Raw genomic sequence first — 25508 nt, forward strand, 5'->3', positions numbered from 1 at the left:
TCTGAGATGAAGTCGTCACGGAAGGACCCGGCCTGGCTGCTGGTGCTGGGTACCGCGCAATATGATGGCCGCCCCTCGCGGCAGTTCGCCGCCCGGCTGGACCATGCTTTGCGACGCTCGCGGGAGCTACCCGGCATCCCGGTGGTCACCGTCGGCGGGAAACTGCCCGGTGACCGCTTCACCGAGGCTGAGGCCGGGAGGCGCTATCTCCGGGAAAAGGGGGTGGCGGGGGAGCGGCTCCTGGCGGTACCTGAGGGGTCGGATACCCGAGGCTCCTATGCGGCGGCGCTGGAACAGCTGCCGTGGCTGGCTGGGCAACGGGGAGCGGTGATCACCGACCCGCTGCACAGTAGAAGAGCCGTGCTACTGGCACAGGCGGCGGGAATCCCGGCAGTGGGTGATCCCACCGGGACCTCACCGACGAAGTGTCCGTCACCTGCCTGGTGGCGGGCGCTGAGTCATGAGACAGGTGGATTGGCGGTGGTATATGTGTCCCGCCTCTTCGGCCGTGGTGCGGCAGATAGGCTGGAGGACATCCTCCGCCGACTGCAGGCCCGGGTGCGGCCTTCGCGTCGGGCCCGACATGAGCAGCTGCGGCGACACGCAGGCAACTGAAGGAACCATGTACCAGTACCGTCCCACCGACACTGAGCGCCGCTTCGATGAATCCCCCAAGGGGAGTCAGTTCACCGACTCCCAACCCGACCACCGGGGTGCCTTCGCCCGGGACCGGGCGCGGGTGCTGCACTCGGCGGCGCTGCGGCGGCTGGCGGATAAGACCCAGGTGGTGGGCCCGCGTGACGGGGACACCCCCCGAACCCGGCTGACCCACTCGCTGGAGGTCGCCCAGATTTCCCGCGGCCTGGGGGCCGGGCTGGGACTGGATCCCGATCTCTCGGAACTGGCAGGTCTGTGCCACGACATCGGGCATCCGCCTTATGGGCACAACGGTGAGAAAGCGTTGAATCAGGTGGCCGCGGACTGCGGTGGCTTCGAGGGCAACGCCCAGACCCTGCGGATTCTCACCCGGCTGGAGCCGAAGATCGTCTCCGATGCGGGGGAGAGCGTCGGCCTGAATCTCTCGCGTGCCGCGCTGGACGCCGCCTGCAAGTACCCGCGCACCAAAACCAATCCGGATGGCTCCGTGAACGCAAAGTACGGCGCCTATGATGAGGATGCCGCGATCCTGGCCTGGCTGCGTGAGGGGCATACGGACCAGACCCCCGCGATGGAGGCCCAGGTGATGGACTGGTGCGATGACATTGCCTACTCCGTGCACGATGTCGAGGACGGCATCGTCTCCGGTCGCGTCGATCTGGGAGTACTCCGGGACCTGGTGGAACTGGCCGCGCTGGCAGCGAAGGGAGCCCGGGCCTTCGGCGGCGACCCAGCGGCGCTCATCGACGCCGCGGCCGGGCTGCGCGATCTCGCCGTGGTCCATGAGGCCGCCGATTTCGATGGCACGCTGCGCTCTTATACCGCCCTCAAACGTCTGACCTCAGAGCTGGTGGGACGCTATGTCGGGGTGACGATCGGCGCGACATCGGGATCAGCACAACTGGGGCGGGTACATGGCCGCCTGATCATCCCTGAACAGGCGCTGGCCGAGGTCACCCTGCTCAAGACCATCGCGGTGCTCTACGTGATGGATGATCCTGGCCATATCGCCCGCCAGGAGCGCCAGCGTGACCGAATTTTCCGGGTTTTCGACTACCTGACCCTCGGTGCACCCGGGGCCTTGGACCCGCTCTTTCGGGGCTGGTGGGAGGAGGCGGAAACCCCGGCGCAGCGGCAGCGGGTGATTGTCGATCAGATCGCCTCCATGACGGAATCCCGTCTGGAGAGGGTGGCCCGCCATTCTGCGGATGTGACGACTTTCCTGGCTTAACGCTGGAGGTTGATCTGCAGATCCGCAAAGACCCCGAGCACGCCCCGGGCCTCATCTCCGCTCAACCGCCAGTCGGCGCAGATGATCTTGGAGACCCGGAATTCCCGGAGGAGATCGGCCATGCCGTCCAGGTTCTTCGGGGCCGGGCGCTGTCCGTTATAGGTGCTGTCCGCCAAGGCCTCAAAGAGGTCGGCGTGGTTGAGGATCGGGTGGGTGATCAGGATCGGATTATTCAGCATCAGGAATTTCGCAGAAGGATTCGTAGTGGTCTGAGGTGTAGTACCAGGTCTCAGGATCGGTGTCTTCGCCACCACCGGTGACGATGCGGCGAGCTCCCCGATGGTTCAGTCCCGGGGTCTCCACCGTGTACTCCCGGTAGAAATCAGAGTTTTCCGGGGGAAGCTGACCCTCGTAGTTCCCGAAGTGCACCCCATCGTTGTCCGGATATTCGAAGGGGCCGCCAGCCTGGACAGCCGACACGACCTCGACGGCCTCCGCCGGGAGCGCCTCAAGGGTGCAGGAGCTGTCATCGCCGAGCCCGAACCAGGCCGCCGCCACCGCAATAATGAGGGCGCCCACCGAGCCGAGCGTCCACTTTGTCGTGCGGGAATTCTGCTTTGGCATAGGAAAATCTTCTCATGCCGGGGGAGGTTTTCTGAAAACGTCATGTGAAATCGATTGCATAATCTCTTGATCGGTGGGGCGACTCACAAGGTTGCGGGGCCGAATTTGACCGCCCAGCTAGAGTTGAACGCATGGGTGCGATGAACAAAGGGAGAATTCCCGAGAGCGATATTCAGGCGATCCGGGAACGCACACCGATCGAGGAGATCGTGGGCGATTACGTTCAGCTCAAGCCGGCGGGTGCGGATTCACTGAAGGGTCTCTCACCCTTCAAGGACGAGAAGACCCCCTCCTTTCACGTCCGCCCCAACCGCGGCTACTTCCACTGCTTCTCCACCGGGGAGGGCGGTGATGTCTTCAGCTTCCTGATGAAGATGGAGCACATCACGTTCCCGGAGGCCGTTGAGGCCTGCGCCGAGAAGATCGGCTTCCACATCAACTACCAGGGTGGGGGAACGGGGCGCCGGGAAGAGCCCGGCACCCGCCAACGGCTGATCGCCGCGAACAAGGCCGCCCACGCCTTCTACCGGCAGCAGCTGGAGACCCCGCAGGCAGGCAAAGCCCGAGATTTCCTCATGGGCCGGGGCTTCTCCGTTGAGCACGCCCATGAGTTTGAGTGTGGTTACGCCCCCGAGGGCTGGGACACCATGACCAAGGTGCTGCTGCGCCAGGGTTTCGACTTCAAGGAACTTGAGGCGGCCGGTCTGTCCAAGATGGGCAAGCGTGGCCCGATCGACATGTTCCACCGTCGGCTGCTCTGGCCGATCAAGAACCTCTCCGGCGATGTCATCGGCTTCGGGGCGCGGAAGCTCTTCGAGGACGACAACATGGGCAAATACATGAACACCCGCGACACTCTCCTCTACAACAAGTCCAAGGTGCTCTTCGGCTTGGACAAGGCGAAGCGGGACATCGCGAAGGGGCACCAGGCGGTGGTGGTGGAGGGCTACACCGATGTGATGGCCATGCACGCCGCCGGTGTGACCACCGCGGTCGCCTCCTGTGGCACCGCCTTCGGTGAGGACCACCTGCAGATGCTGCGCCGCCTGATGCTCGACGACAACTATTTCCGCGGTGAGCTGATCTACACCTTCGACGGCGATGAAGCAGGCCAGAAGGCCGCGATGAAGGCTTTCGACGGTGACCAGAAGTTCACCGGCCAGTCCTTCGTGGCAGTGGCCCCCGATGGCATGGACCCCTGCGATCTGCGCCTGGCCCGCGGTGATGCTGCCGTCCGTGATCTGGTGGCCTCCCGCGAGCCGATGTTTGAATTCGTCATCCGCGCCATGCTGAAGGACTTCCGGCTCGACACCGTCGAGGGTCGCCTCCAGGCTTTGCGGCGCACCGTGCCCGTCGTCGCCGGCATCCGTGACCATGCCCTGCAGGGGGAGTATGCCCGCCTGCTCTCTGGCTGGGTCGGCTGGAATGATCCCGGGGAGGTGCTGCAGCAGGTCCGCGAGGAAACGCGGCGCCCCAAGCGGGCGGAGCCGACGCCCCGCCGGGCGAGGCGTTTCGATAATGACCAGGCGCAGCCGGTTCGGGAGGAAAAGCCCACGCTGATTCTGCCGAACCGACGTGAACCCAGGCTCTGGTCTGAGCGGGAAAGTCTGAAGATCTCCCTGCAGTACCCAGAGCTCGCAGGCAGCTACTTCGATGGGCTGGCGGTGGACACCTTCAGCAACCAGGCCTACCGCCTGGTCCGCGAGGCCATCGCCGCGGCGGGGGGCTGCGCCTCCGCCCGTGAGGGCGTGGACTGGCTGGCCGCAGTCTCTGAGCGGATGGCGGACCTCCTGGGTCGCTCCCTGGTCAGTGAGCTCGCGGTCGAGGAGATCCAGGTTGAGGTGGAGAACCTCAACAGCTATGTCGACAGCGTGCTCTCCCGGCTCCAGGAGACCCGGGTGGGCAATCAGATCGCCCAACTCAAGGGACAGCTCCAGCGGATGCGCCCCAGCGATGATGAGGTGACCTACAATTCGCTCTTCGCGGACCTGGTTGCCCTGGAGCAGGCACGGCGGGAACTCAACGACCGCGCCCTGCGGGGTTAGTTCTCGTCCGGCTCCAGGACGGTGCTGTCATCATCGCGCCGGAGGTTCTTGACTTCCCGCATCCGGGGCTGCGGATCCAGGCGGTCCGCCAATGCCTTACGGGTGGCCTTGACCGCGGATTGGGTGGCCGGCGAGTTCACGGCCGTCAGGTAGCCCTTCTTGATCTGCTCGAACCTCTTGCGTCCGGCTTTGGTTCCGAAGACGTAGCCTGCGGTGGCGCCGATCACGAACTGGATCATGACAGAATCTGACTCCCTGGGTGCATAGTGGATTTCCGACAGCCATCCTAGCGCAAAGAATCCCGGGCACCGTTTCGGTGACCCGGGACTAATTCTGCTCCCCCAACTGGGCTCGAACCAGTGACCTTTCGATTAACAGTCGAATGCTCTGCCAACTGAGCTATAGGGGAATATGTCCGCCGGGAGTGTTCCCTGCAACGAGATGTAACTATATCGACAGTCGTTGAAAGTTAGCAAATCGCCAGTTCAGGAAGTGAATCCACGATCAGGTCGCCAGGTTAGTCCGATGGCCTCGCGGACCGGGGAACCCCGGCGTTCCACATCATCCACACGCAGCCACGTGAGTTGCACCTCTGCGGCGGTGAGATGGGCGATGGAGTAACCGTGGGAGTCGAGATCCACGTGGCGGACGTGTGGGTTGGAGTCACGGATGAGCTGTTCCGCGAGGTGGCTGGCCGGATTATCGGCGCTCAACTTCAGCTGTTCATCGACATTCGGGGCGGACACCGAGGAGCAGACCAGCTCCACCCCGAGCTCTTCACCCCGGAACATGACCCGGTTGGCCCATTCGGTGTGGATGTCACCGGTGAGGAAGAGCGTCGGGGTGCCCTTGTCCGCCAAGACCTGCAGCAGGCGGGCACGGTCGGCCGCGAAGCCGTCCCATTGGTCGGCGTTGAGCGGAATTCCATTGAAGGGGGAACCGAGTGCCTCCTGCACCCGTGGATCAACGCGGCCCAATTCCATAGGGGCGAGCATGACTGAGTTGCCGAGGAGGTTCCAGCGGGTGTTGGCAGTTTCGACCCGGCGTTGCAGCCAGTGGAATTGTTCCTGGCCCATCATGGTGCGCTGGGGGTCGGTGAAGCTAGCTTGGTCACGGTAGGAACGCAGGTCCAGCATGCTCAGTTCGGCGAGGTTACCGAAGCGCAGTGTCCGGTAGATCGGGGTGCCGCTGGCCCGCACCGGGAGCCATTCCAGGTAGGCCTGCATCGCCGCGTGACGACGCCCCTGCCACTCACCCTCGCCAGGGGAGTGGTTCTTTGCGCCGGCCCGCCAGGAATTGTTGGCGATCTCGTGGTCGTCCCAGGTGAGGGACCAGGGTAGGGCCGCGTGGGCGGCCTGAAGTTCGCGGTCGGTCCGGTAATGGCCGTGTCGGATCCGGTAGTCCGCCAGGGTGAGCAGCTCATGGGGCGGCTCGTGCAGGCGGAGTGCGCCCTGTGCGGCGGTGTACTCGCCGCGCCCGTATTCGTAGAGGTAGTCGCCGAGAAAGACACAGAGGTCGAGTTGGCCGGCCCAGGCGCGGGCCGCGATATCGGAGTAAGCGGAGAAGTACCCGGATTCCCAGTTGGCGCAGGAGGCGACGGCCAGGGTGAGGGAGTCTGGGTTCGAGTCAAAGGGCGGCGCTGTCTGGGTGCGCCCGGTCGGGGAGGCGCGGCCGTCGTCAAGCAGGAAGCGGAAGTAGTACACCGTGTCCGGTTCCAGACCGCCGGGGTCGACGTGGAGGGTGTGGTCCCGGGCCGGTCCGGAGGTCACCCGGCCACGCGTGACGACGTCGCGGAAACCCTCATCGCGGGCGACCTCCCAGGAAACGGGGGTCAGTGCTCCCTGCCCCGACCCTGGGATGGCCTCGGGGGAGGGGGTCAGCCGGGTCCAAAGGATCACCGAATCCGGGAGGGGATCGCCCGAGGCCACCCCGTGCTGAAAGGGCAGGTGGTCCCGGGGGAGGGCCAGGCCGGCGCCGGCGGCGAGGACGCCGGTCTTGAGGAGGGTACGGCGACTGAGGGGCATGGGTGGAACTCCATCTTTCGCCATTGGTATGCTGGTCTGGTTGCCACGCGTGGCAAGGGGGCTATAGCTCAGTCGGTTAGAGCCGCGGACTCATAATCCGTAGGTCGCGGGTTCGAGCCCCGCTGGCCCCACTAAGCTGTTGATTATGCCGAACGTCGACCCGGAAATCCTGGTGATCTACCAGATTTCCGATCTCATCGGAGTTGTACTCAACGGAATCATCGGCGGCACCATCGCCCGCCAACGCAATTTTGACATCATCGGCTTCCTCTTCCTGGCGCTGTTCTCCGCGCTCGGTGGCGGCATGCTCCGGGACACCCTCATTCAGGAGGGAGCACCCGCCGCGATCGCGGACCCCACATATCTGACCCTCGCCTTCGCGGGTGCCGTGATCGCCCTCGCCGTGAACTTCAACGGTAAACCCTGGGAATTGTTCAGGGTGCATGGCGACGCCATCATCCTCGGGGTCTGGGCCGTCACCGGCTGCGTGAAGGCCCTGAATTACGACCTGCCCTGGCTCTCCGCCATCTTCATGGGCGTGATCACCGCGATCGGTGGCGGCATGATCCGGGACGTCTTCGTCGGCGAGGTGCCCCAGGTCTTCGGCGGCGGACCGCTCTACGCCATCCCCGCCGTACTTGCCGCAGTATCCATGGTCATCTTCCACACCGTCGGCATGGACGCCGTGGGGATGATCATCTCACCCCTGTTCGGTATCGCCCTGGCAGTGCTCAGCTATTGGAGGAAATGGGTGTTCCCGCAATCGGCGGGATTTGCCCCGGTGAATATGACCGCAGCCCAGCTGTCATCCGCGCTCAGACGCGCCGAAACCAAGGGCCGCAATTCCGAAAGACGCAACCGGGAGAAGTGAGTGGGCGATTGAACCTGTGGAGGGAGGGTAGCTGTCCACAGGGTGAGTGGTGGCTGATTTTGGGTTCCGGGGGGAGTACCTAAAGTTCGTGGCATGACCCTCCTCGCGCAGTTCCTGGCCGTACAGCGGCTCGGTGTGGACCTGGTGGCAGAACTCCACCGGGCCAACACCAACCCGGCCATGCTCGCTTCGCAACTGGGGCTCCCGGGAACCCAGGCGGCGCGTCTGCTCAAACTGGGCAAGGCGCTATTCGGGCGGGAGAATGACACTGGGGAGCGGGCGCTGCGTTCAGAGTCCGTGCAACTGGCCAGGTCACACCAACTGCCGGTGGAGGCACTGCTGGCCATCAACACCGCCCTGAGTTCACTGCTGGGCGGTGCGAAGGACTCCCGGGAGACAATCCGCCTGGAGATGACCCGTCTGGCACCGGAATACACCATCGACCAGATCAAGGAACTGAGCGTCAACCGGGTCCGGGAAGCCAACCGTGGGGCAGGGCAGGGCGCCAACCGGGGGCGAAGAAAACTCCGGACCTCCCGAAACCCGGATGCCGCGGGGATGCGCCACGCCATGCTCAGCCTGCCGGACCAGACCATGCGTGCCCTGGAACGTACCCTGCACCCGAAGATCAAGCAGCTGCGCAAAACCGATCCCGGCCTGAGCTTCGAACAAGCCGGTGCTGACGTCCTGATCGCACAGCTGGGAGCCGGCGGCAGCGGGACGCAGGAAGAACTCCAACTCGCGGTGATCATGACCCCGGGGGACCTGCGGGAAGCCCGGGCCGGACGAATGGGTCCGGACCATCTCTTCCACTGCAATGACGGATCCAGTATCAGCGCCTGGTCGCTGGTGCAGGAACGGCTCGCCGACATCGGACAGATCCTCCTCTACGACGAGAACGCACAGCCGGTGGACCTGAAACGTACCCAGCGATTCGCCAACACCAAACAACGACAGATCCTCGCACTGGACCAGCTGGTCTGTTCCCATCCCGACTGCGCCCGGGCAGGAATATTCTGCGAACCACACCACCTCATCGCCTGGAAACTCGGTGGTGAAACCAATCTGGAGAACCTGGCACTGCTGTGCGCCGTCCACAACGGCATGAACGACGACGATCGGGAACGACCGAAGAACGGCTTTGCGATCAGGGACCCGCACACCGGAAGGGTCGGCTGGCAACCACCTGATCCACGGGAACCACTCCGGTTCAACACCCACCCGCTGAGCGAACAGCCCGCAGGACAACGTTCCCGGGCACGCAACTGACCCCCGGCGGCGGCCAGCCGTCGGGGCGTTCCGGCATGCCCAGCCTAGGATGGGCGCCATGAGTGCACTTTCTAAGGTTCAGGACTGGCCCGTTGAGCATGCCGCCGCCGCACTGCTCAGTGACGGCCGCGTACAAGAGGTGGGGGACACCTCGCGAGTGTATGAGCTGGCGAGTGTGACCAAACTGCTGTCCACCTACGCGGTTCTCCTCGCAGTGGAAGAGGGGGTGTTCGACCTGGACAGCCCCTGCGGGCCAGCAGGCGCCACCGTCCGGCACCTGCTGGCCCACGCCTCCGGGGTCGGCTTCAAACGGGAAGACCGAGTAAAACCGGTGGCGGAAAGAAGAATCTACTCATCCGCCGGCTTCGAGATCCTTGCCGAGGCGGTGACACAGGAGACCGGGATCGACTTCCCGGAGTACCTGCGACTGGGATTGCTCGAGCCCCTGGGGATGGACGCCACCGCCCTCTGGGGATCTGCAGGACATGAGGCGCGCTCCACGGTCGCCGACCTCACCGCCTTTGCCGGGGAGCTGCTCGCGCCCACCCTGCTACACCCGGACACCCTCAGGCAGGCCTATGCCGTTCAGTATCCGGAACTGCGCGGCATTGTCCCGGGCTATGGCATGCAGCGCCCCTGCCCCTGGGGCCTGGGCTTCGAGATTCGTGGGGAGAAGTCCCCACACTGGACAGCTGCATCGATGCCGGCTGAGACGGTGGGGCACTTCGGTCAGTCCGGGACCTATCTCTGGGTTCATCAGCCCACCGGCCGTGCCATGGTGGCCCTCACGGACCGTGCCTTTGGTGACTGGGCGAAGCCATTGTGGGCCGAGACCAATGAGGCGATCTGGCGGGAGCTCGCGGATTAGACTGCGACATGCCGAAAATGAGCACCTGCTCAGGAAACTGACAGGTTAGGATGTGCGCAGACGCGGCTAGCCATAACCCTCAAGTAGAGCTTTAATAAATGGGGGTCCCTGGCGTGGGGCGAGGGTTGCCGGGGGAGGGGATCCTACCGGACACTGGCATGTGAAACGTCATTGGATTGACGCACATACGAGGCCGTTGGGGAAGACGAACCTCGTCTTGCATCACCTGTGGTGGGCCCAGCTGTTCAAGGGCGCACGCAGGTGTTGTTCCGTGTTGCCGAAGGACACCGACATGACGATGAACATGCTTACTCCCACCCGTCAGCTAGCGGCCTCCAATCTGTGGGAGAGCCAGAGCATGCCCCAATCACCCAATCAGACTGCGGTACTGACCATCCATAACCTTCCGCGAGGTTTGCGGCCCAGCGTGGAGTCCGCCATGGTGGTCTGCATCCCCAGCCCCGCAGCATTGAGTTTTTCCGGGGAGGACCCCCGTTACGCCAATTGGTGCACCACCTGGAACCCCTCGAAGGACAACCGCCGTGCCGTTGAATGTCGGGAGCTGATCACCGGAACCGAGCGGGAGCTCGGTCATCTGCGTGATGTGCTGTCCAGCATGGCGCAGGAGCACTGTTTCGACGCGGCTCTCAGCCTTCTTCATTAATCAGGAAGGCACCGTCCCCGAACGGGTCGAGGATATTGTCGGCGACATCAGCGATGGAGTTCACGACCTTGGTGGGTCGGTAGGGGTAGCGGCTGATTTCCGCGTCGTCGGAGATGCCTGAGCGCACGAGGATGGTGCGCAGTCCGGCTTCAAGCCCGGATCGGACGTCGGTGTCCATGCGGTCGCCGATCATTACGGTGTGCTCGGAGTGCGCTCCGATGGTGTTGAGTGCGGAGCGCATCATCACCGGGTTCGGCTTTCCCACGTAGTAGGGTGCCATGCCGGTGGCGGCGGTGATGAGGGCGGCGACTGCCCCGGTGGCGGGCAGGATCCCGTGGGGTGCTGGGCCGGTGACATCGGGGTTGGTGCAGATGAAGCGGGCTCCGGCGGTGATGAGGTTGATGGCGGTGGTGATCGCCTCGAATGAGTAGGTGCGGGTCTCCCCGAGGACGACATAATCTGGGCTGGCGTCGGTGAGGATCCAGCCGGCGGCATGGAGCCCGGTGGTCAGCCCTGATTCGCCGACGACGTAGGCGGTGCCGATCTTGTTCTGGCTGGCGAGGAAGTGGGCGGTGGCCGTCGCTGAGGTCCAGATGCGTTCTGCGGGGATGTCGAGGCCGGAGGAGCGCAGTCGTGCGGAGAGGTCCCTGGGGGTGTGGATCGAATTATTGGTCAGCACCATGTAGGGGATGCGGTTGTCTTCGAGTTCCCGGAGGAAGCGATCCGCGCCGGCAATCATCTCACCTTCGCGGATGAGGACGCCGTCCATGTCGGTCAGGTAGGCAATGTTGTGGCTCATGCCTGCCATTGTGCTCTGTTAGGCCGCTTCGAGGTAGGTAATGAGGTCGCCGACGGTGTTGAAGCTGGTGACGTTTTCGTCGTCGAGGCGGACACCGAAGGCCTCTTCGATGCGGATGGTGATTTCCACCAGGGTGAGGGAGTTGACGGCGAGGTCCTCGATGATGCGTGCCTCGGGCACCACGTCTGTGGCGTCGACCCCGGCGTAGTCCTGGAAGATCTTCGCGAGTTCGGTGGTGATCATGGCTTTCAGCATAGCGGGTAACCTCATTCATCATGAATCTCAGGAGCGCGCTTAAGCGGGGCGCCAAGTATTCCCGGACGCGCGAGCCCGGGCTCCGCGACGTCGATAAGCAGGGCGCGGTAGACAGTGACGGCATCGCGGTGCATTTCTACCGCACCGGCCCCGCGGAGCCCACGGCGACAGTGGTGTTCGTGCATGGTTTCACGCTCGCGGCTGAGTCTTTTCACCTGCAGGTCCGGCACCTGCGTCGCCATCACCCGGGGGTCGCCGCACTCCTGCTGGACCTGCGCGGCCACGGCGGAACCGGGGCGGTCAACCCCGGGGAGTGCACTGTCGACGGTCTCGCCCACGACGTGCGCGCGGTCATCGCCGCGCAGGCACCCACCGGCCCGCTGATCCTGCTGGGCCACTCCCTCGGCGGCCTCGCCGTGCTAGCCACCCTCCGGCAACTGCTTGACGACGACCCCGCCACCCACGCGCGCGTGGATGGCGTGCTGCTGCTGTCCACCAGCATTGAATCGCTGGCCGCGCAGGGCATTCCGCAGGTGCTGGCCTCACCGCTGGCGGACCGCGTGATGGATGCGGTAGAGGCCTCGCCCAACGACGCCCGCCGCATCCGGGAGGCCGCCGCGAAATACCTCGCCCCGACGCTGGCCACCGCGGTCTTCAAACGCCCCATCGACTATGAGCTGGTGAAATTTCACGCCGCCATGATCCATGAAACCCCACTGACCTCCTTCGTCGGCTTCTTCGACGACCTGCAGGAACACGATGAACTTGGGGCGGCAGCGGCGCTGCAGGGCAAACCCGGTTTCGTCCTGACGGGGGAGAAGGATGAAGTGACCCCGATCAGCCAATCCGAGCGACTACGGGAGGTGTGGCCGCAAGCGTGGCTACAGCTGGCCAAGGGGGCTGGGCACATGATTATCCTGGAGGCGCCGGACATCATCAACAATGCCCTGGACCGGCTTCTAGGATCCCCAGATTTTATTCCAGAGTGAATTCTTACCCGGTGCGCGGGTGTCAACCACCAGGGTGGAACCGCGGACGAAGCCGGTCAGAAACACCTGCGGGGCGCCCGGGCTCGGGGCGGTGACATTGAACTTGGAGTCCGACCAGGTCTCTTTCAGCTGATTGTGCACGTGCACCCCCGGCGGGACGATGATCGTGATATCCGCGGCCGTCGCCCGCAGCTCGAAGGTGATCAGCTGCGCCGCGGCGGTGGCTTCCCGGAGATCCAGGTGCAGGGTGGCGGCATTGAGCTTGAAGGTGCAGTGCTCCGGAACCAGCCAGTTACCGGTGCGTTTGATGGTGCCCATGGTGGAGGAGAACTCGCGCTGGGGCTGGAGCTGCGGCATCTGCGGCTGCGAGATGGGGGCCGGGAGAGCTCCCCATTCCGCCGGGGGCGTGCCGATATAGCGGGCGTGGATCTCGGCCAGCACGCTGATGTCCTCGGCCGCGAGAACCGTGTCCACTGCCTGTTGGAAGACCTCCAAATTGATCCGGCCGATCCCCACCATGCGGGTGAGCTCGGACTGGAGGTATTCACGGTCACGGTCAGTGGGTATTTCGGCCATGAAAACAGTGTAACCCCCGCTGAAGAGACAGCGGGGGTTACCTGGGGAGGCGGTGTTATGCCTTCGTGGGGTCGCTCAGGTTGTACTTCTTCGCGGCCTCATCGGCGACGGAGATATCGAACTTACCCTCACGTGCCAGACCGGAGAGAACCGCGACGACGACGGACTCAGTGTCGGTGTTGAAGAAGCGGCGGGCGGCCGGGCGGGTATCGGAGAATCCGAAGCCGTCGGTGCCCAGGGTGATGTACTCGCCCGGGACGAGCTTGCGGATGGACTCCGGCAGGTCGGTGGCGTAGTCGGAGACCGCCACATAGGGGCCGGAGACCTTGCTCAGCTGCTTGGTGGCGAAGGGCTGCTCGAGTTCGGCTGCCGGGTTACGCAGCTGCTCGAGGTTCTTCGCGGCACCCTCGCGGGCCAGTTCGGTCCAGGAGGTGACGGAGAAGATGTTGGCGCGTACGCCGTACTCCTCCTTGAGCACCTCCTGGGCCTGTAGCGCGGCCTGCATGCCGACGCCGGAAGCCAGGATGGAGGCCTCGTGTCCATCGCCCTCGGGCTGGGAGAAGAGGTAGATGCCCTTGTGCAGGCCCTCGATATCCAGGTTCTCCGGCTCAGCCGGCTGCGGGGTCGGCTCGTTGTAGATCGTCATGTAGTAGATGACGTCTTCGCCGCGGCCCGGACCATACATGCGGTCGATGCCCTCATGGATCAGATGTGCCACCTCATAGGAGAAAGCCGGGTCGTAGGAGACCACACCAGGGTTGGTGGCGGACAGCAGCGGGGAGTGACCATCCATGTGCTGCAGGCCCTCACCGGTCAGGGTGGTGCGACCGGCGGTGGCGCCCATGATGAAACCGCGTGCCATCTGATCAGCGGCGGCCCAGATGGAGTCGCCGGTGCGCTGGAAACCGAACATGGAGTAAACCACGTACAGCGGGATCATGGCCTTGCCGTGGGTGGCGTAGGAGGTGCCGGCGGCGATGAAGGAAGCCACGGAGCCGGCCTCGTTGATCCCCTCGTGCAGAATCTGGCCGTCGGTGGCCTCACGGTAGGAGAGCATCAGGTCGTGGTCGACCGGCACGTAGTTCTGGCCGTGGGGGTTGTAGATCTTCAGCGTCGGGAACCAAGAGTCCATGCCGAAGGTACGGGCTTCATCCGGGATGATCGGGACGAGAGTTTCGGAGATTCCCTTATCGCGGAGCAGTTCCTTGAAGGTACGGACCATCGCCATGGTGGTGGCGATCTCCTGCTTGCCGGAACCCTTGCGCACGGTGCGCAGCTTCTCGATCGGGGGTACCACGATGGGCTCGTAGGTGTCGCGACGCTCCGGCAGGTAACCGCCGAGCTCCTTGCGACGCTCAAGCATGTACTTGATTTCCTCGGAGTCTGCACCGGGGTGGTAGTACGGCGGGAGGTAGGGATCCTTCTCCAGCTCTGCGTCTGAGATTGGGATGCCCTGCTTGTCGCGGAAGAGCTTCAGGTCTTCCAGGGCGAGCTTCTTCATCTGGTGGGTCGCGTTGCGGCCCTCGAAGTTGTGGCCCAGTCCGTAACCCTTGATGGTGTGGGCGAGGATGACGGTGGGTCGGTCCTTGGCCTCCATGGCGCTCTTGTAGGCGGCGTAGACCTTGCGGTAGTCGTGGCCACCACGCGGCAGCTTCCAGATCTCGTCGTCGGTCATGTCCTCGACAAGCTTGGCGGTGCGCTCATCGCGACCGAAGAAGTGCTCGCGGACGTAGGCGCCGTCGTTGGCCTTGAAGGTCTGGTAGTCGCCGTCCGGGGTGGTGTTCATGACATTGACCAGGGCGCCCTCCTTGTCCTTCTCCAGCAGGGCATCCCACTCGCGGCCCCAGACGACCTTGATGACGTTCCAGCCGGCACCGCGGAAGAAGGACTCGAGCTCCTGGATGATCTGGGTGTTACCGCGGACCGGGCCGTCGAGACGCTGCAGGTTGCAGTTGACCACGAAGGTCAGGTTGTCCAGGTTGTGTAGGGCAGCCTGCTGCAGCAGACCACGGGATTCCGGCTCATCCATCTCGCCATCGCCGAGGAAGGCCCAGACATGCTGCTGGGAGGTGTCCTTGATGCCACGGTTGTGCAGGTAGCGGTTGAAGCGTGCCTGGTAGATGGCATCCATCGGGCCGAGGCCCATGGAGACGGTGGGGAACTCCCAGAAGTCCTTCATGCCGCGCGGGTGCGGGTAAGAGGGGATACCGCCCTGCTCGCGGGAAACTTCCTGGCGGAAACCGTCCAGGTCATCCTCGGTCAGGCGACCCTCGAGGAAGGCTCGGGCATACATGCCGGGGGAGGCGTGACCCTGGAAGAAGATCTGGTCGCCACCACCCGGGTGGTCCTTGCCGCGGAAGAAGTGGTTGAAACCGACCTCGTAGAGCGGGGCGGCGCCGGCAAAGGTGGAGATGTGTCCACCGACTCCGATGCCGGGGCGCTGGGCGCGGTGCACCATGATGGCGGCGTTCCAGCGCATCCAGCGACGGTAACGCTTCTCGATCTCCTCATCGCCCGGGAATTCCGGTTCCATGGAGGTCGGGATGGTGTTGACATAATCCGTCGAGAGCAGCGGCGGGAGGCCGACCCGCTTGGCGGTGGCACGCTCCAGCAGGCGCAGCATGAGGTAACGCGCACGGTCGTGGGTGGACTCTGCGAGCAGTCCGTCGAGTGAATCCATCCACTCCCGGGTCTCCTCCGGGTCGGTGTCATTCAGGTACGAAGCAACGCCATCGCGGATCAGCGCGAAATTGGAGTCGTCCGTGGGCTTGCCACCGATTTTCCGGTCAGCCATTCCAAACCTCCTATGGGAAATAATTAAGGTAATGCATGGCCAGCTTTCCATCACGAGGTTTTCGCTCTGAATAAGACACGGGTTACCCGAGCCTCGGGCTGAACACACATAGCATTACCCAGGATACGTGTTTCTTGATTGACACGGCAGCTGAGGGTTGGGGTGGGGAAGCCTATTTGCAAAGGTTTGTTATTGCAGAATTTGCATTACGAACGGGAATCAGCTGACAAAATTGCATGGGCTCAGGTCCGGTGAGCCTTTGCTTCCAGGTGGAGGTTATGGGTGATACCCCTTCGCACCCCAGGGAAAGGGGGTGCGTGATGAAGAAAATCCGCCTAAAGCAGGTCATTTCGACGATCACCTTGTATTCTGCTAGAAGGAAGAATAAATCGTACCCGATCGGGGTGCGGCCTAAATGAGGAGGAACATCACAGTGGTGGACGCTCCGGGCACAGTCAAAAACAGTGCCCAGGATTACGCACAACGTCTCGGGATCACCTCGGGCCAGACAGTTCAGGAGGTGGGCTGGGACGAAGACTCCGACAGCTCGATCTCTGAGAGCATCGAGGATGCCCTCGGTGAAGAGCTGCTGGATGAGGATACCGACGAAATCTGCGACGCCGTGATTTTGTGGTGGCGCGAAGACGACGGAGACTTGGTCGACGGACTGGTGGATGCCATCCGCCCGCTCGCTGAGAGTGGCCGGATCTGGCTGTTGACCCCGGGTGCCGGAAAGGCAGGCACCCTGGAAACCGGCCTGATTGCGGAATCTGCCCAGTTGGCAGGTCTGGTGCAGACCAAGTCGGATCGCTTCGGTGACTGGCAGGGATCTTGCCTGGTACAGCGGGGTGGCGCGAAGAAATAGCCCCCCGTTTTCCTGGGTGGCTGCTTGGCATGCTAATGTTCTTGCTTGTTCACCCGAGTACGGGTGAGACCTAGGCGCCTTTAGCTCAGCTGGAAGAGCAGCTGGTTTACACCCAGCAGGTCGGCGGTTCGAGCCCGTCAGGGCGCACCATTGTAAAAGCAGGTCAGAGACTGAAATAAAGTCTCTGACCTGTTTTCTATTTTCAGCTGTTGTGTTCGATCTGCCAGCGTAGGTGCCGATCTTCGGCGGCTGTCTCCTCAGCCCGCAGGAGGGTGCGGAAGCGTTCGGTGTGGTCCGTTGGCACCCAGTAGTTGTGGGCGCTATCGACAGTGCTGATGCGGGTGTAGCCGCTCGGGGTGGTGTCGGTGAACATTGAGTCCACCACGGTGGGGTCGGCGAAGTCGCCTTCGCTGGATACCTCGTAGTTCCGGGTGGTGCCGCGGATGATGTACCGGAATTCGCCGATGGGGTGGAGTTGGAAATCCGGGCCGAAGTGCAGATCGCAGTGGATCTCACTGAACTGTTCGGCGGTACCGGTTGCCGCCGCCATTTTCTGGAGAATGTGGGCGTAGGCGTCGTTGGATTCGACGAAGTCGTATTCGAGGTAGAAATACCGGGGGAAAAGTGGTCCTGCTTCATCCTTGAGCTGGAGCAGGGTGCTCAGGCGTTCGGTGCTGAAGGGTTTGATTCCGCCGAGTCGGTCGAAGGGGACGTCGTCGACGGTGATCTCGCGACGTGGTTCAAAGCCGAATTCCCCGGCAAGTTCCAGGGCTGTGGCTAGAGCCCTGGCGCGTTCCCGGGGGTCCTCCACGAGGTCCTCGACTGGGGTGTCGGGTTCTTCCCGGAAGCGCAGCTTTTCTGCGATCGCATCGTTCGATTCTTCATCGCGGTTGAGCAAACGTCGCCAGAATCCCATCGGCACTCCCTTATAACGAAAGGATGATACATCGGCCACGATAGTGCGTGCCGGGGGATTCGGCTAGCCCTGAGGCTCAGCGGCGGGACTGGTTGCCCCAGTGATCGCGATGCTGGCCACCGTAGCGGGCACGGACATCCCGCGAGCGCTCGGAGATTTCCGGCTGCTCCTGCTCAGGAGTCAGTTCTGCTTCCTCGCGGCGGATCCGGCGGCGCTCCCGGATTTCCGCCCAGATGAAGTAGCCCATGCCCAGCGGTGCCATGATACCGAATGCCAGCCACTGCCAGCCGTAGCTGAGGTGGGAACCGCGGTCCAGCTTGGGAACGGGCATGGCGTTGAGTTCTCCGGCGGAGCCCGTGGCGAGCTGGAGGTAGTCTTCGGCGAGGTCCACTTCAATGGCCTCGCCGACCTGTGTGGTGTTGATGCCGTAGACCTGTAGTCGGTCTTGTTCGATCATCGGGGGGTTTTCGGGGCGGTTCTCGCTGAGTCGGGCCATGCCGGTGATGGTCACTTCAGTACCAGGCGCCGGCTCGATGAAGGGAAGATCAGGGCCGGGGAAGCCCACAAAGCCGCGGTTGACGAGGAAGATGTCTCCGTCCGTTGTGGCAAAGGGGGTCAGCGCCTGGAAGACCGGGGTTTTCTCCACCGGACGCAGCCGCAGCAGTGTCTCCGCCTCCGGGAGATAGCGACCGGTCAGGGACACCCGGGCCCATTCCTCGGAAGGGTCGACCGCCCCGGTGGCATCGAAGACGGTGGAATAGGGCTCCGGGTCTGAGTCGAAGGCGCGCTCGATCTGTTCGTTCCGGCGGACGATGTCTTCGTCCTTGTTCAGCTGCCAGGGCGCGAGGAAGGTGAAGGAGGCGTAGGAGAAGGCGATGATGGCCATGACCGCCATGACCCAACCCGGTCGGAGGAAGACCCGCCAACTGAATTTCTCCCGTTGGTGGTCCTTGGCGCGATGACGATCAACCCTGGTGCTCACACCAATTGAGGATACAGTCGTTAACCTTCCTTAACGACTTCCCGCAGGTCGGCGTGCTCCCGGAGCCAGGTGATCAGACCTGGTTTCGCGGCCTCGATCAGGTGGCGGGTTTCGGCGAAGCCCTCGGGGCCGCCGTAGTAGGGGTCTTCGATGCTCGCCTCTTCCGGGGCGGCGGGGTCGAAGCTGCGGAGCAGTCGGATCTGTTCCGCTGAGGCACCACGGGCGATCAGTTCGGCGCGGTGTCCGGTGTCGAGTGCGATGAGCAGGTCTGCGGTGACGTGGTCGGGGCCGAATTGGCTGGCTCGGTGTTCACTGCCGTCGTAGCCGGCGGTGCGGAGTTCCGCCAGGGCCCGCTTGTCAGCCTTCTGACCGACGTGCCAGCCGCCGATGCCGCAGGAGTCAACCTTGACGAAGGCGTCGAGACCGGCAGCCTCCACAGCTTCGGCGATGATGACGGCCGCCATGGGCGAGCGGCAGATGTTTCCGGTGCAGATGAAACTGATGTGGTAGCGCTGGTCCTCGCCGAAGGCGTCGGACATGGCTGGTCCTCTCCTAGAGAAAGTATGACGCCCAAAGGATAGGGGGTCGGGGACTCCGGTGCAAAGGAACCGGACCGCTACACTGGTCGGGTACGCGAGGAGGAGGGACAAGGATGGGTAGCACTGTCGGCGAGGTCCGTAAGGTGATGGATGAAGCTTACCCGCCGCACCTGGCGGAGAGCTGGGATCAGGTGGGGTTGACCTGCGGGGATCCTGCTGCAGAGGTGAGCAAGGTGGCTTTTGCACTCGATTGCACACAGGCGGTGGCTGAGCGCGCGGTGGCTATTGGGGCGCAGATGTTGATCGTGCATCATCCGCTGTTGCTCAAGGGTGCTCATTCAGTGGCGGCAGACACCCCGAAGGGGAAGGTGCTGCACACCCTGATCACCAATGGCGTCGCACTTTTTGCCGCGCATACCAATGCGGATTCCGCGCGCCCGGGTGTCAACGACAAGCTTGCCGAGTTGGTGGGCATCCGCCCAGGTCCGCCGATTCTGGCGAAGCCGGGCCCGGCCCGGGACAAGTGGGGGGTCCACGTGCCCGCCGAGCATGCGGAGACCCTCAAGAAGGCACTGTTTGCGGCGGGCGCCGGCACCATCGGTGATTACGCGGAGTGTGCTTTCGAGATCGCGGGTACCGGCCAGTTCACCCCGCTGCCGGGCGCGAACCCGACCGAGGGCCAGGTGGGAACCCGCTACCGGGCCGCCGAGACCCGGGTTGAGTTCATTGCTTCTCGACGCTCGCGCCCCGCCCTGATCGAGGCGATCCGGACCGCCCACCCCTATGAGGAACCGGCTTTCGACATCCTCGCGATGGCGGATGACTCGGATCCTGACACCGCCACCGGTCTCGGCCGGATCGGCGAACTGCCGGAGCCGATGAAGCTCCGGGATTTCGTCCAGCAGGTCGCCGACGCACTGCCGGTCACGGAGTGGGGGGTACGTGCCGCCGGTGACCCGGAGCAGCTGGTCCATAAGGTTGCCGTTTCCTCCGGCTCCGGGGACAGCTTCCTGGACCGGGTCGCCGGTCTCGGGGTCGATGTTTATGTCACCTCTGATCTGCGTCACCATCCGGTGGACGAGTATCTGCGGGCCGGCGGGCCCGCAGTGATCGACACCGCCCACTGGGCGAGCGAGTTTCCCTGGACCTCCCAGGCTGCCGCGATCGTCGCAAAGCGTACCGGGGTGGAGGTCGAGATCCTTGACCTGCGCACCGACCCCTGGACCATGTCCACCCATAACAATCAAGGAAAATAATGAAACTCTCCCCGGAATCCCAGATCACTCTCCTCGAGATGGCGAATCTGCAGCGCAACTTCGCCACCTCCAGCACCACCACGGAGCTGCCCGAGCAGCAGGAACTCGATGAGCTGCGTGCCCAGCAGGTGCGCATGCGTGATGCTGCCGCGGCCGCGCAGATGGCCGTCGATGACATGGAGAATGAGATCCTGCGGATCCAGTCGGACGAGATCAAGCTGCGTCGCCGCGACAAGGACGCCAAGGACCAGCTCGGTGCCGAGATCGATGCGGACAAGCGCAAGGATCTCGAGCATGACCGTTATTCCACCAAGTCCCGCCTGGCTGATCTGATGGCTGAGCTGCAGGAAGCTCATAATGAGATCCACGCGCTGCGTAATAACCGCGACGTTCACGGCGCCCAGGTCGATGAACTGGCCAAGAAGGTCGAACTCGCCATCCGTAACCGCGACTCCGCCGCTGAGGCCTCCAGCCACATCCCGGATCCCGAGCTGCGCCTTGAACAGCTGCGCGCCCAGCTCGATGAGGTGACGTTGGCGGAGTATGACCTCCAGCGCGAGGAGAACGAAGTCGGCGCAGCGCTGTTCAACGGCCGTGCCTGTGGTGGCTGCTTTATTGTGCTCCCGCCGGCCGACCAGTCCGCGATCCGACTGGCCCCGGCCGCGGACGTGCCGCAGTGCCCCAACTGCGGCAGCTACCTGGTCCGGAAGGCCGTCTAAGAGTGAAGGTCTGTATCGAAGCTGACGGTGGCTCCCGCGGTAACCCCGGTATCGCCGGCTCCGGCACGGTGGTCTACGCCGCCGATCACCGGGAGATCCTGCGCCGGGTCTCCTACGTGGTGGGCACCGCCACCAACAATGTTGCGGAATACCAGGGGCTGATCAACGGGCTGCGTGCGGCCGCCGAACTGGGGGCCGATGAAGTGGCGGTCTATATGGACTCCAAGCTCGTGGTGGAACAGATGTCGGGCCGCTGGAAGATCAAGCACCCGGACATGAAGAAGCTGGCCCTCGAGGCCCGCGATCTTGCGGCGACGTTCACCAAGGTCACCTATGAATGGGTACCCCGGGCGAAGAATGGCCTGGCCGATGAGCTCGCCAACAAGGCCATGGACGCCATGACCAAGGGCGCGAAGGTGGGGCTGCTGGGGGCGGAACCCGAAGTCCCGAAAATAGCGGTGGACACCAACAGCCCGGCCCGTTGGAACGGGGCCACCACCGCCCCGACCCGGCTGATCCTGCTGCGCCACGGCCAGACCCCGATGTCTGCGGCCCGGATGTACTCGGGACGCTCCAACCCCGATCTCAGCGAGCTGGGGGAGCAGCAGGCGCAGGACGCGGCTGCTGCCCTGGCGGGGCGCGGCGGCATCGACCTGATCCTCGCCTCCCCGCTGCGCCGGGCACAGCAGACCGCAGCGACGGCCGCCGAGCTCACCGGACTGGACGTCGTCACGCATGAGGGCCTGATCGAGATGGATTTCGGGGAATGGGACGGCCTGACCTTCGACGAAGCCCGCGCCAGAAACCCCGAGCTGCATGAAAAGTGGATCAATGACCCCTCGGTGACCACGCCAGACGGGGAGTCTCTGCAGAAGCTCCACCGCCGGGTGAAGAAGCTGCGGGAGGAACTGCAGCGCGATTATGAGGGCAAGAACATTCTGGTGGTCTCCCACCTGACCGTGATCAAGTCACTACTGCGTCAGGGGCTCGATGCCGGTCCGCAGATCTTCAAGCGGATCTTCCTCGATCTGGCGTCGATTTCCATCGTCGAATTCTATCCCGATGACAAGTCCAGCGTCCGGCTGGTCAATGACACCTCCCACCTGCGCTAGCGGGTTGGTTAAATCAGTGCCGGAGCGAGTAGAGTGGGAACTCGCGAATGAGCTGGCTGGGTGATCGCGGCAACCGAACCCCACGGAATTAAACCTGTGGCAGCGGTGCGCCGAGGAAAGTCCGGACTCCACAGAGCACGGTGGTTGTTAACGACAACCCGGGGTGACCCGCGGGCAAGTGCAACAGAAAGTAAACCGCCCTCAAGGCTTCGGCCGTGAGGGTAAGGGTGAAAGGGTGCGGTAAGAGCGCACCGGCAGGCCAGGTGACTGGTCTGGCCAGGTAAACCCCACCGGGAGCAAGGCATTAAGCCGTACCGCTTGCGGTACGGCGGAACGGATGACTGAGGGCTGCTCGCCTGAGTCCGTAGGTAGCTGCTTGAGGCGGCCAGCGATGGTCGACCCAGATGGATGTTCACCGCCCCTAGGGGTACAGAATCCGGCTTATAGGCCGGCTCATTCGCATTGTGCCAAAATCGGGACTCATGAAACTCTATGCCGCCCCACTGAATTTCCGGGGGATCGCCGAGGAGTTCGGCGTCCTCACCGACTTCGACCCAGCCCTCCACGAAGCCGCTGCGCACGCCTCGGACCGCTACGCGGCAATGCGTATCGACGCCCGCAGCATCCCCCTGGTCACCGTCGACCCGCCCGGCTCGATGGACCTCGACCAGGCGGTGGCGGTGACCACCGGCTCAGGTGAGGCAAAGTACCGGGTGTACTACGCCATCGCCGACGTGGCGGCCTTCATCGAGCCCGGGAGCGCCCTAGAGGCGGAAGGGCTGCGACGCGGGCAGACCATCTACCTGCCCGATGAACCCGCCCGCCTGCACCCCGAGGAACTCTCCGAGGGCTCAGCCTCGCTGCTGCCCGCGGTGGACCGGCCCGCCGTACTGTGGACCATCGACCTGGATGCGGCGGGAGAGGTCCTCGACTTTTCCCTGGCACGTGCCCTCGTCCGTAGTCGCGCCCGCCTGGACTATGACGGCGTCCACCGGGATCTGCGGGCGGGTTCAGTGCATCCGTCCATCGCGCTGCTTCCGGAGGTCGGGCGACTACGGCAGGCCTCCGCACTGCGACGGGCGGCCGTCAACCTGCGGATCCCGGCACAGCGGGTGGAACAGATCACCGATGGTCGCTATGAACTCGTTATTGAACCCCGCCACGAGATCATGGACTACAACTCCGAAATCTCCCTGCTCACCGGCATGTGCGCCGGGCAGCTGATGGTCAGCGGCGGCGTCGGCATCCTGCGGACCCTGCGGCCGGCGACGGCGGAATCCGCGGCAGAATTCCGGGCCGAGGCGCTGGCACTGGGCTACCTCTACCCCGAGGACATGCCGGTCGGCGAGTTCCTGGCCTCCGTCGACGCCACCGACGCCCGCGGCATGGCGATCATGCGGGAGGCGCAGAAACTGCTCCGTGGCTCCGGCTACGCCCAAGTCGAAAACGGGGACAGCGAAGTACATGCCGGGATCGGTGGCTTTTATGCCCACGTCACCGCACCGCTGCGCCGACTGGTGGATCGCTTCGCCACGGAGGTCTGTCTGGCGCTGTATGCGCGGGAGGAGGTACCCGACTGGGTAAATGAGCGCGCCGGGCAGGTGGTCTCCACCATGAAACGCACCTCGCAGCTGGCCAACAACGTGGACCGGGCCTGCCTTGACCTGACCGAGGCCACGGTGTTGGCGCCCTGGATCGGCCATAACTTTGATGCCGTGGTGCTGCGTACCGACGCCACGAAGGGACAGGCCAGGATCTTCCTCAGCGATCCACCGGTATTGGCCAACTGCCTGGGACACCCTAAACAAGCCACCACGACGATGGTGTCACTGATCCAGGCGGACATCCGGAAGCGGGAGGCGGTCTTCACCTGGCCTGCGGATTAGCCGATTCAGAACAGCGACAGGGCCTCATGCAGGTGCAGCATCCTGGCTGCCCGGTCAGTGAGGAGCAGTGGCAGACCCAGGACATCGTGGGCATCCAACTCCCCGGCCGATATGGCTGTTGGTGGGGTCAACGGCCTTGATCAGGTGGCGGTCGTGATGGTCCCCAAACTCCAGGACCACGGCATGGGTAAGTCCCCAGGAATGGTCCTGCATCAGCTGCGCCTCCGGCAGCCACGCTCTCACCAATTCATGTTGCCGCTCTGATGAGTTTCATCAGCTGAAGTTTCTGGTGACATCGCCGTCAGTCAGCGGCACCACCATGAGCCCGTCAGCGATCATATCGGCCTGGAAGTTTGGGGTGTGGGCTGCTGGGACAACGGTGATCACGGCCATGGAGATGCCGGCGGCGGCACTTCGGGCGGTGATCGCACCTCGGCTCTGACACAGTTGTGCCAGCGCCATATCCGCCCCACCGAGGCCATAATCCCGGTGGAGGGAAGACTGGGAGGCCTCCAACAGCGGCCAGACATCAGCCTGCCGGCGTGAGCGCAGTGCGATGGCGAGCTGTTGGACGCGGGAGGTTTCCCGGTCGTAGAAGTCCAGCCAGGCGCGGGCGTCGCTGAGCGAGGGGTTGCCCTCGGGACCGTGGAAGTTGTGCACCGCCTCAAGCCACTCCGAGACCCGCTGTGGGGCGTCGGGGAGCTGGCGCAGCGAATCCACCCCGAAGGCGTGGGTGGCGCGGTTGAGAAAACGCTGGCGCTCCCGGATCTGCATGGACTCGCCCGGGGTGATTCCCCCAATGGGTGCAAAAATCGCGAAGGCGTTGGTCTGCCGGGACACCGGGTGTGGGGCCTGGGTCACGGAACCATCGGAATAGTCGATGACCGAGACCGTTCCGGTGGCTCCGCGCAGCGCCGCAGTATGGCGGGCGCGTAGCGGCGGAAACTGGGAGAAGGTGCTGGCGGACTGGGAGCAGACCTCGGCCAGCCGGGCGCGCACCGGGGCGTCGTCAGATTCACCGGTGGTGTGGTGCAGCGCCAGTGCCACTGCGGTATCCATCGAGCTCAGCGCACCCAGACCAGCGCCGGTGGGGATGTCAGAGATGACGGTGACATCGATTCCAGGGGTGTCGCGGCTGAGCAGCTGACGGTGGATCATCGTCCAGAGAATGCCACCGATGCGGCTGGCCAGCCCACCCGCAGGATGAGGCGGAAGTGTCGGACGTCCCCGGTCATCGATTCCGGGCTGCTGTTCCGCCGCGAAATCAGCCAAGGTGTTTAAGGTGGTCTCATCACTGAGCACCTCGCCCTCACTGCGGTGAAGTCGGATGCGGACAAGCTCATCTGCCCGGAAGCTGATGGCCACCGCAACCTCCAGGGAGGACAGTGCCATGATCACCACACCACCGACATAGTCGACGTGTTCGCCGATCACGGACCAGGTGGCCGGAGCGACGGCACCGCTCAGTGGCTCGGCACCACACCAGGAGGTATGGGCGGTTGTCACCCGACCCTGGATCGGGTCTTCACTGGTTGGCCACATCGGCATATATGTTCGTCTCCTTTAG

25 protein-coding genes, 3 tRNA genes and 1 other RNA gene are annotated in these 25508 nt (G+C 63.9%); 16 read left to right on the top strand and 13 right to left on the bottom strand.

The window, feature by feature from the left end:
* The first annotated feature begins 6 nt into the window (after positions 1–6).
* Complete coding sequence (locus tag ACTU46_RS00965) at positions 7–615, top strand: YdcF family protein (protein WP_443378067.1); 609 nt, start codon at positions 7–9, stop codon at positions 613–615.
* 7 nt (positions 616–622) lie between these two features.
* Positions 623–1888, top strand: coding sequence for a deoxyguanosinetriphosphate triphosphohydrolase (locus ACTU46_RS00970; RefSeq protein WP_443378069.1), 1266 nt, complete (start codon positions 623–625; stop codon positions 1886–1888).
* On the opposite strand, the gene ACTU46_RS00975 is transcribed toward ACTU46_RS00970, so the two are convergent.
* Together ACTU46_RS00975 and ACTU46_RS00980 are read right to left on the bottom strand one after the other, a co-directional pair.
* A complete protein-coding gene (locus ACTU46_RS00975; protein WP_443378071.1) occupies positions 1885–2127 on the bottom strand; it encodes a hypothetical protein in 243 nt (80 codons plus the stop codon). The genes ACTU46_RS00970 and ACTU46_RS00975 overlap by 4 nt on opposite strands.
* Positions 2117–2512 carry a ribonuclease domain-containing protein gene (locus ACTU46_RS00980; RefSeq protein ID WP_443378073.1) on the bottom strand — a complete coding sequence of 132 codons (396 nt, stop codon included), beginning with the start codon at positions 2510–2512 and terminating at the stop codon, positions 2117–2119. Before ACTU46_RS00980 ends, ACTU46_RS00975 begins: the two co-directional genes overlap by 11 nt.
* 140 nt (positions 2513–2652) lie before the next feature.
* Here ACTU46_RS00980 and dnaG point away from each other — a divergent pair, with 140 nt between their 5' ends.
* Entirely contained in the window at positions 2653–4557 is a 1905-nt protein-coding gene (dnaG, locus tag ACTU46_RS00985; RefSeq protein WP_443379367.1) for a DNA primase, read from the top strand.
* Here dnaG and ACTU46_RS00990 read toward each other — a convergent pair.
* The 3 genes from ACTU46_RS00990 to ACTU46_RS01000 form a co-directional block, all read right to left on the bottom strand.
* Positions 4554–4796, bottom strand: a complete 243-nt coding sequence (locus ACTU46_RS00990) for a hypothetical protein (protein ID WP_443378075.1) — start codon at positions 4794–4796, stop codon at positions 4554–4556. The genes dnaG and ACTU46_RS00990 overlap by 4 nt on opposite strands.
* Positions 4797–4893: 97 nt before the next feature.
* Positions 4894–4966, bottom strand: a tRNA-Asn gene (locus tag ACTU46_RS00995).
* Between the two features lie 76 nt (positions 4967–5042).
* Complete coding sequence (locus ACTU46_RS01000) at positions 5043–6581, bottom strand: alkaline phosphatase D family protein (RefSeq protein ID WP_443378077.1); 1539 nt, start codon at positions 6579–6581, stop codon at positions 5043–5045.
* Between the two features lie 57 nt (positions 6582–6638).
* Between ACTU46_RS01000 and ACTU46_RS01005 the strand changes: the two genes are divergently transcribed.
* The 5 genes from ACTU46_RS01005 to ACTU46_RS01025 all read left to right on the top strand — a co-directional run bounded on the left by ACTU46_RS01005 (position 6639) and on the right by ACTU46_RS01025 (position 10253).
* Positions 6639–6712: transfer RNA gene (locus ACTU46_RS01005), tRNA-Ile, on the top strand.
* 14 nt (positions 6713–6726) lie between these two features.
* Positions 6727–7452: a trimeric intracellular cation channel family protein gene (locus ACTU46_RS01010; protein ID WP_443378079.1), complete on the top strand. Its 726-nt coding sequence runs from the start codon at positions 6727–6729 to the stop codon at positions 7450–7452.
* 93 nt (positions 7453–7545) lie between these two features.
* A complete protein-coding gene (locus ACTU46_RS01015; protein WP_443378081.1) occupies positions 7546–8721 on the top strand; it encodes an HNH endonuclease signature motif containing protein in 1176 nt (391 codons plus the stop codon).
* A 58-nt stretch (positions 8722–8779) separates the two neighbouring features.
* Entirely contained in the window at positions 8780–9589 is an 810-nt protein-coding gene (locus ACTU46_RS01020; RefSeq protein ID WP_443378083.1) for a serine hydrolase domain-containing protein, read from the top strand.
* Between the two features lie 292 nt (positions 9590–9881).
* Positions 9882–10253: a hypothetical protein gene (locus ACTU46_RS01025; protein WP_443378085.1), complete on the top strand. Its 372-nt coding sequence runs from the start codon at positions 9882–9884 to the stop codon at positions 10251–10253.
* On the opposite strand, the gene ACTU46_RS01030 is transcribed toward ACTU46_RS01025, so the two are convergent.
* Together ACTU46_RS01030 and ACTU46_RS01035 are read right to left on the bottom strand one after the other, a co-directional pair.
* Entirely contained in the window at positions 10237–11052 is an 816-nt protein-coding gene (locus tag ACTU46_RS01030) for an HAD-IIA family hydrolase (protein WP_443378087.1), read from the bottom strand. The two genes, ACTU46_RS01025 and ACTU46_RS01030, sit on opposite strands and share 17 nt — an antisense overlap.
* A gap of 18 nt (positions 11053–11070) precedes the next feature.
* Positions 11071–11295 carry an acyl carrier protein gene (locus ACTU46_RS01035; protein ID WP_443378089.1) on the bottom strand — a complete coding sequence of 75 codons (225 nt, stop codon included), beginning with the start codon at positions 11293–11295 and terminating at the stop codon, positions 11071–11073.
* Positions 11296–11327: 32 nt separating this feature from the next.
* Here ACTU46_RS01035 and ACTU46_RS01040 point away from each other — a divergent pair, with 32 nt between their 5' ends.
* On the top strand, positions 11328–12296 hold the full coding sequence (locus ACTU46_RS01040) for an alpha/beta fold hydrolase (RefSeq protein WP_443378091.1): 969 nt from the start codon (positions 11328–11330) through the stop codon (positions 12294–12296).
* On the opposite strand, the gene ACTU46_RS01045 is transcribed toward ACTU46_RS01040, so the two are convergent.
* Both ACTU46_RS01045 and aceE read right to left on the bottom strand, forming a co-directional pair.
* Complete coding sequence (locus ACTU46_RS01045) at positions 12267–12872, bottom strand: DUF1707 domain-containing protein (protein WP_443378092.1); 606 nt, start codon at positions 12870–12872, stop codon at positions 12267–12269. The genes ACTU46_RS01040 and ACTU46_RS01045 overlap by 30 nt on opposite strands.
* A gap of 55 nt (positions 12873–12927) precedes the next feature.
* Positions 12928–15666 carry a pyruvate dehydrogenase (acetyl-transferring), homodimeric type gene (gene aceE, locus ACTU46_RS01050; protein ID WP_443378094.1) on the bottom strand — a complete coding sequence of 913 codons (2739 nt, stop codon included), beginning with the start codon at positions 15664–15666 and terminating at the stop codon, positions 12928–12930.
* A 415-nt stretch (positions 15667–16081) separates the two neighbouring features.
* Between aceE and ACTU46_RS01055 the strand changes: the two genes are divergently transcribed.
* Together ACTU46_RS01055 and ACTU46_RS01060 are read left to right on the top strand one after the other, a co-directional pair.
* The gene (locus ACTU46_RS01055; RefSeq protein ID WP_443378096.1) at positions 16082–16531 is read left to right on the top strand and encodes a DUF3052 domain-containing protein; all 450 of its coding nucleotides are present in this window, start codon (positions 16082–16084) and stop codon (positions 16529–16531) included.
* Positions 16532–16605: 74 nt separating this feature from the next.
* Positions 16606–16681, top strand: a tRNA-Val gene (locus ACTU46_RS01060).
* 52 nt (positions 16682–16733) lie between these two features.
* Here ACTU46_RS01060 and ACTU46_RS01065 read toward each other — a convergent pair.
* The 3 genes from ACTU46_RS01065 to ACTU46_RS01075 all read right to left on the bottom strand — a co-directional run bounded on the left by ACTU46_RS01065 (position 16734) and on the right by ACTU46_RS01075 (position 18968).
* Complete coding sequence (locus ACTU46_RS01065; protein ID WP_443378098.1) at positions 16734–17447, bottom strand: hypothetical protein; 714 nt, start codon at positions 17445–17447, stop codon at positions 16734–16736.
* 76 nt (positions 17448–17523) lie between these two features.
* Entirely contained in the window at positions 17524–18429 is a 906-nt protein-coding gene (locus tag ACTU46_RS01070; RefSeq protein ID WP_443378100.1) for an SURF1 family cytochrome oxidase biogenesis protein, read from the bottom strand.
* Between the two features lie 20 nt (positions 18430–18449).
* Positions 18450–18968: a low molecular weight protein-tyrosine-phosphatase gene (locus ACTU46_RS01075; protein ID WP_443378102.1), complete on the bottom strand. Its 519-nt coding sequence runs from the start codon at positions 18966–18968 to the stop codon at positions 18450–18452.
* Between the two features lie 113 nt (positions 18969–19081).
* On the opposite strand from ACTU46_RS01075, the gene ACTU46_RS01080 reads away from it, so the two are divergent.
* The 5 genes from ACTU46_RS01080 (at position 19082) to ACTU46_RS01100 (ending at position 23941) form a co-directional block, all read left to right on the top strand.
* On the top strand, positions 19082–20224 hold the full coding sequence (locus ACTU46_RS01080; protein ID WP_443378104.1) for a Nif3-like dinuclear metal center hexameric protein: 1143 nt from the start codon (positions 19082–19084) through the stop codon (positions 20222–20224).
* Complete coding sequence (locus ACTU46_RS01085) at positions 20224–20943, top strand: zinc ribbon domain-containing protein (protein WP_443378106.1); 720 nt, start codon at positions 20224–20226, stop codon at positions 20941–20943. Before ACTU46_RS01080 ends, ACTU46_RS01085 begins: the two co-directional genes overlap by 1 nt.
* A gap of 2 nt (positions 20944–20945) precedes the next feature.
* Positions 20946–22055, top strand: coding sequence for a bifunctional RNase H/acid phosphatase (locus tag ACTU46_RS01090; RefSeq protein ID WP_443378108.1), 1110 nt, complete (start codon positions 20946–20948; stop codon positions 22053–22055).
* A gap of 48 nt (positions 22056–22103) precedes the next feature.
* An RNA gene (rnpB, locus tag ACTU46_RS01095) (RNase P RNA component class A) lies at positions 22104–22515 on the top strand.
* Between the two features lie 22 nt (positions 22516–22537).
* Positions 22538–23941, top strand: a complete 1404-nt coding sequence (locus ACTU46_RS01100) for an RNB domain-containing ribonuclease (RefSeq protein ID WP_443378110.1) — start codon at positions 22538–22540, stop codon at positions 23939–23941.
* A 273-nt stretch (positions 23942–24214) separates the two neighbouring features.
* On the opposite strand, the gene ACTU46_RS01105 is transcribed toward ACTU46_RS01100, so the two are convergent.
* Entirely contained in the window at positions 24215–25489 is a 1275-nt protein-coding gene (locus tag ACTU46_RS01105; RefSeq protein WP_443378112.1) for a galactokinase family protein, read from the bottom strand.
* Between the last annotated feature and the right edge of the window lie 19 nt (positions 25490–25508).

This window comes from Corynebacterium sp. A21, assembly GCF_052266655.1.
Lineage (GTDB): Bacteria > Actinomycetota > Actinomycetes > Mycobacteriales > Mycobacteriaceae > Corynebacterium.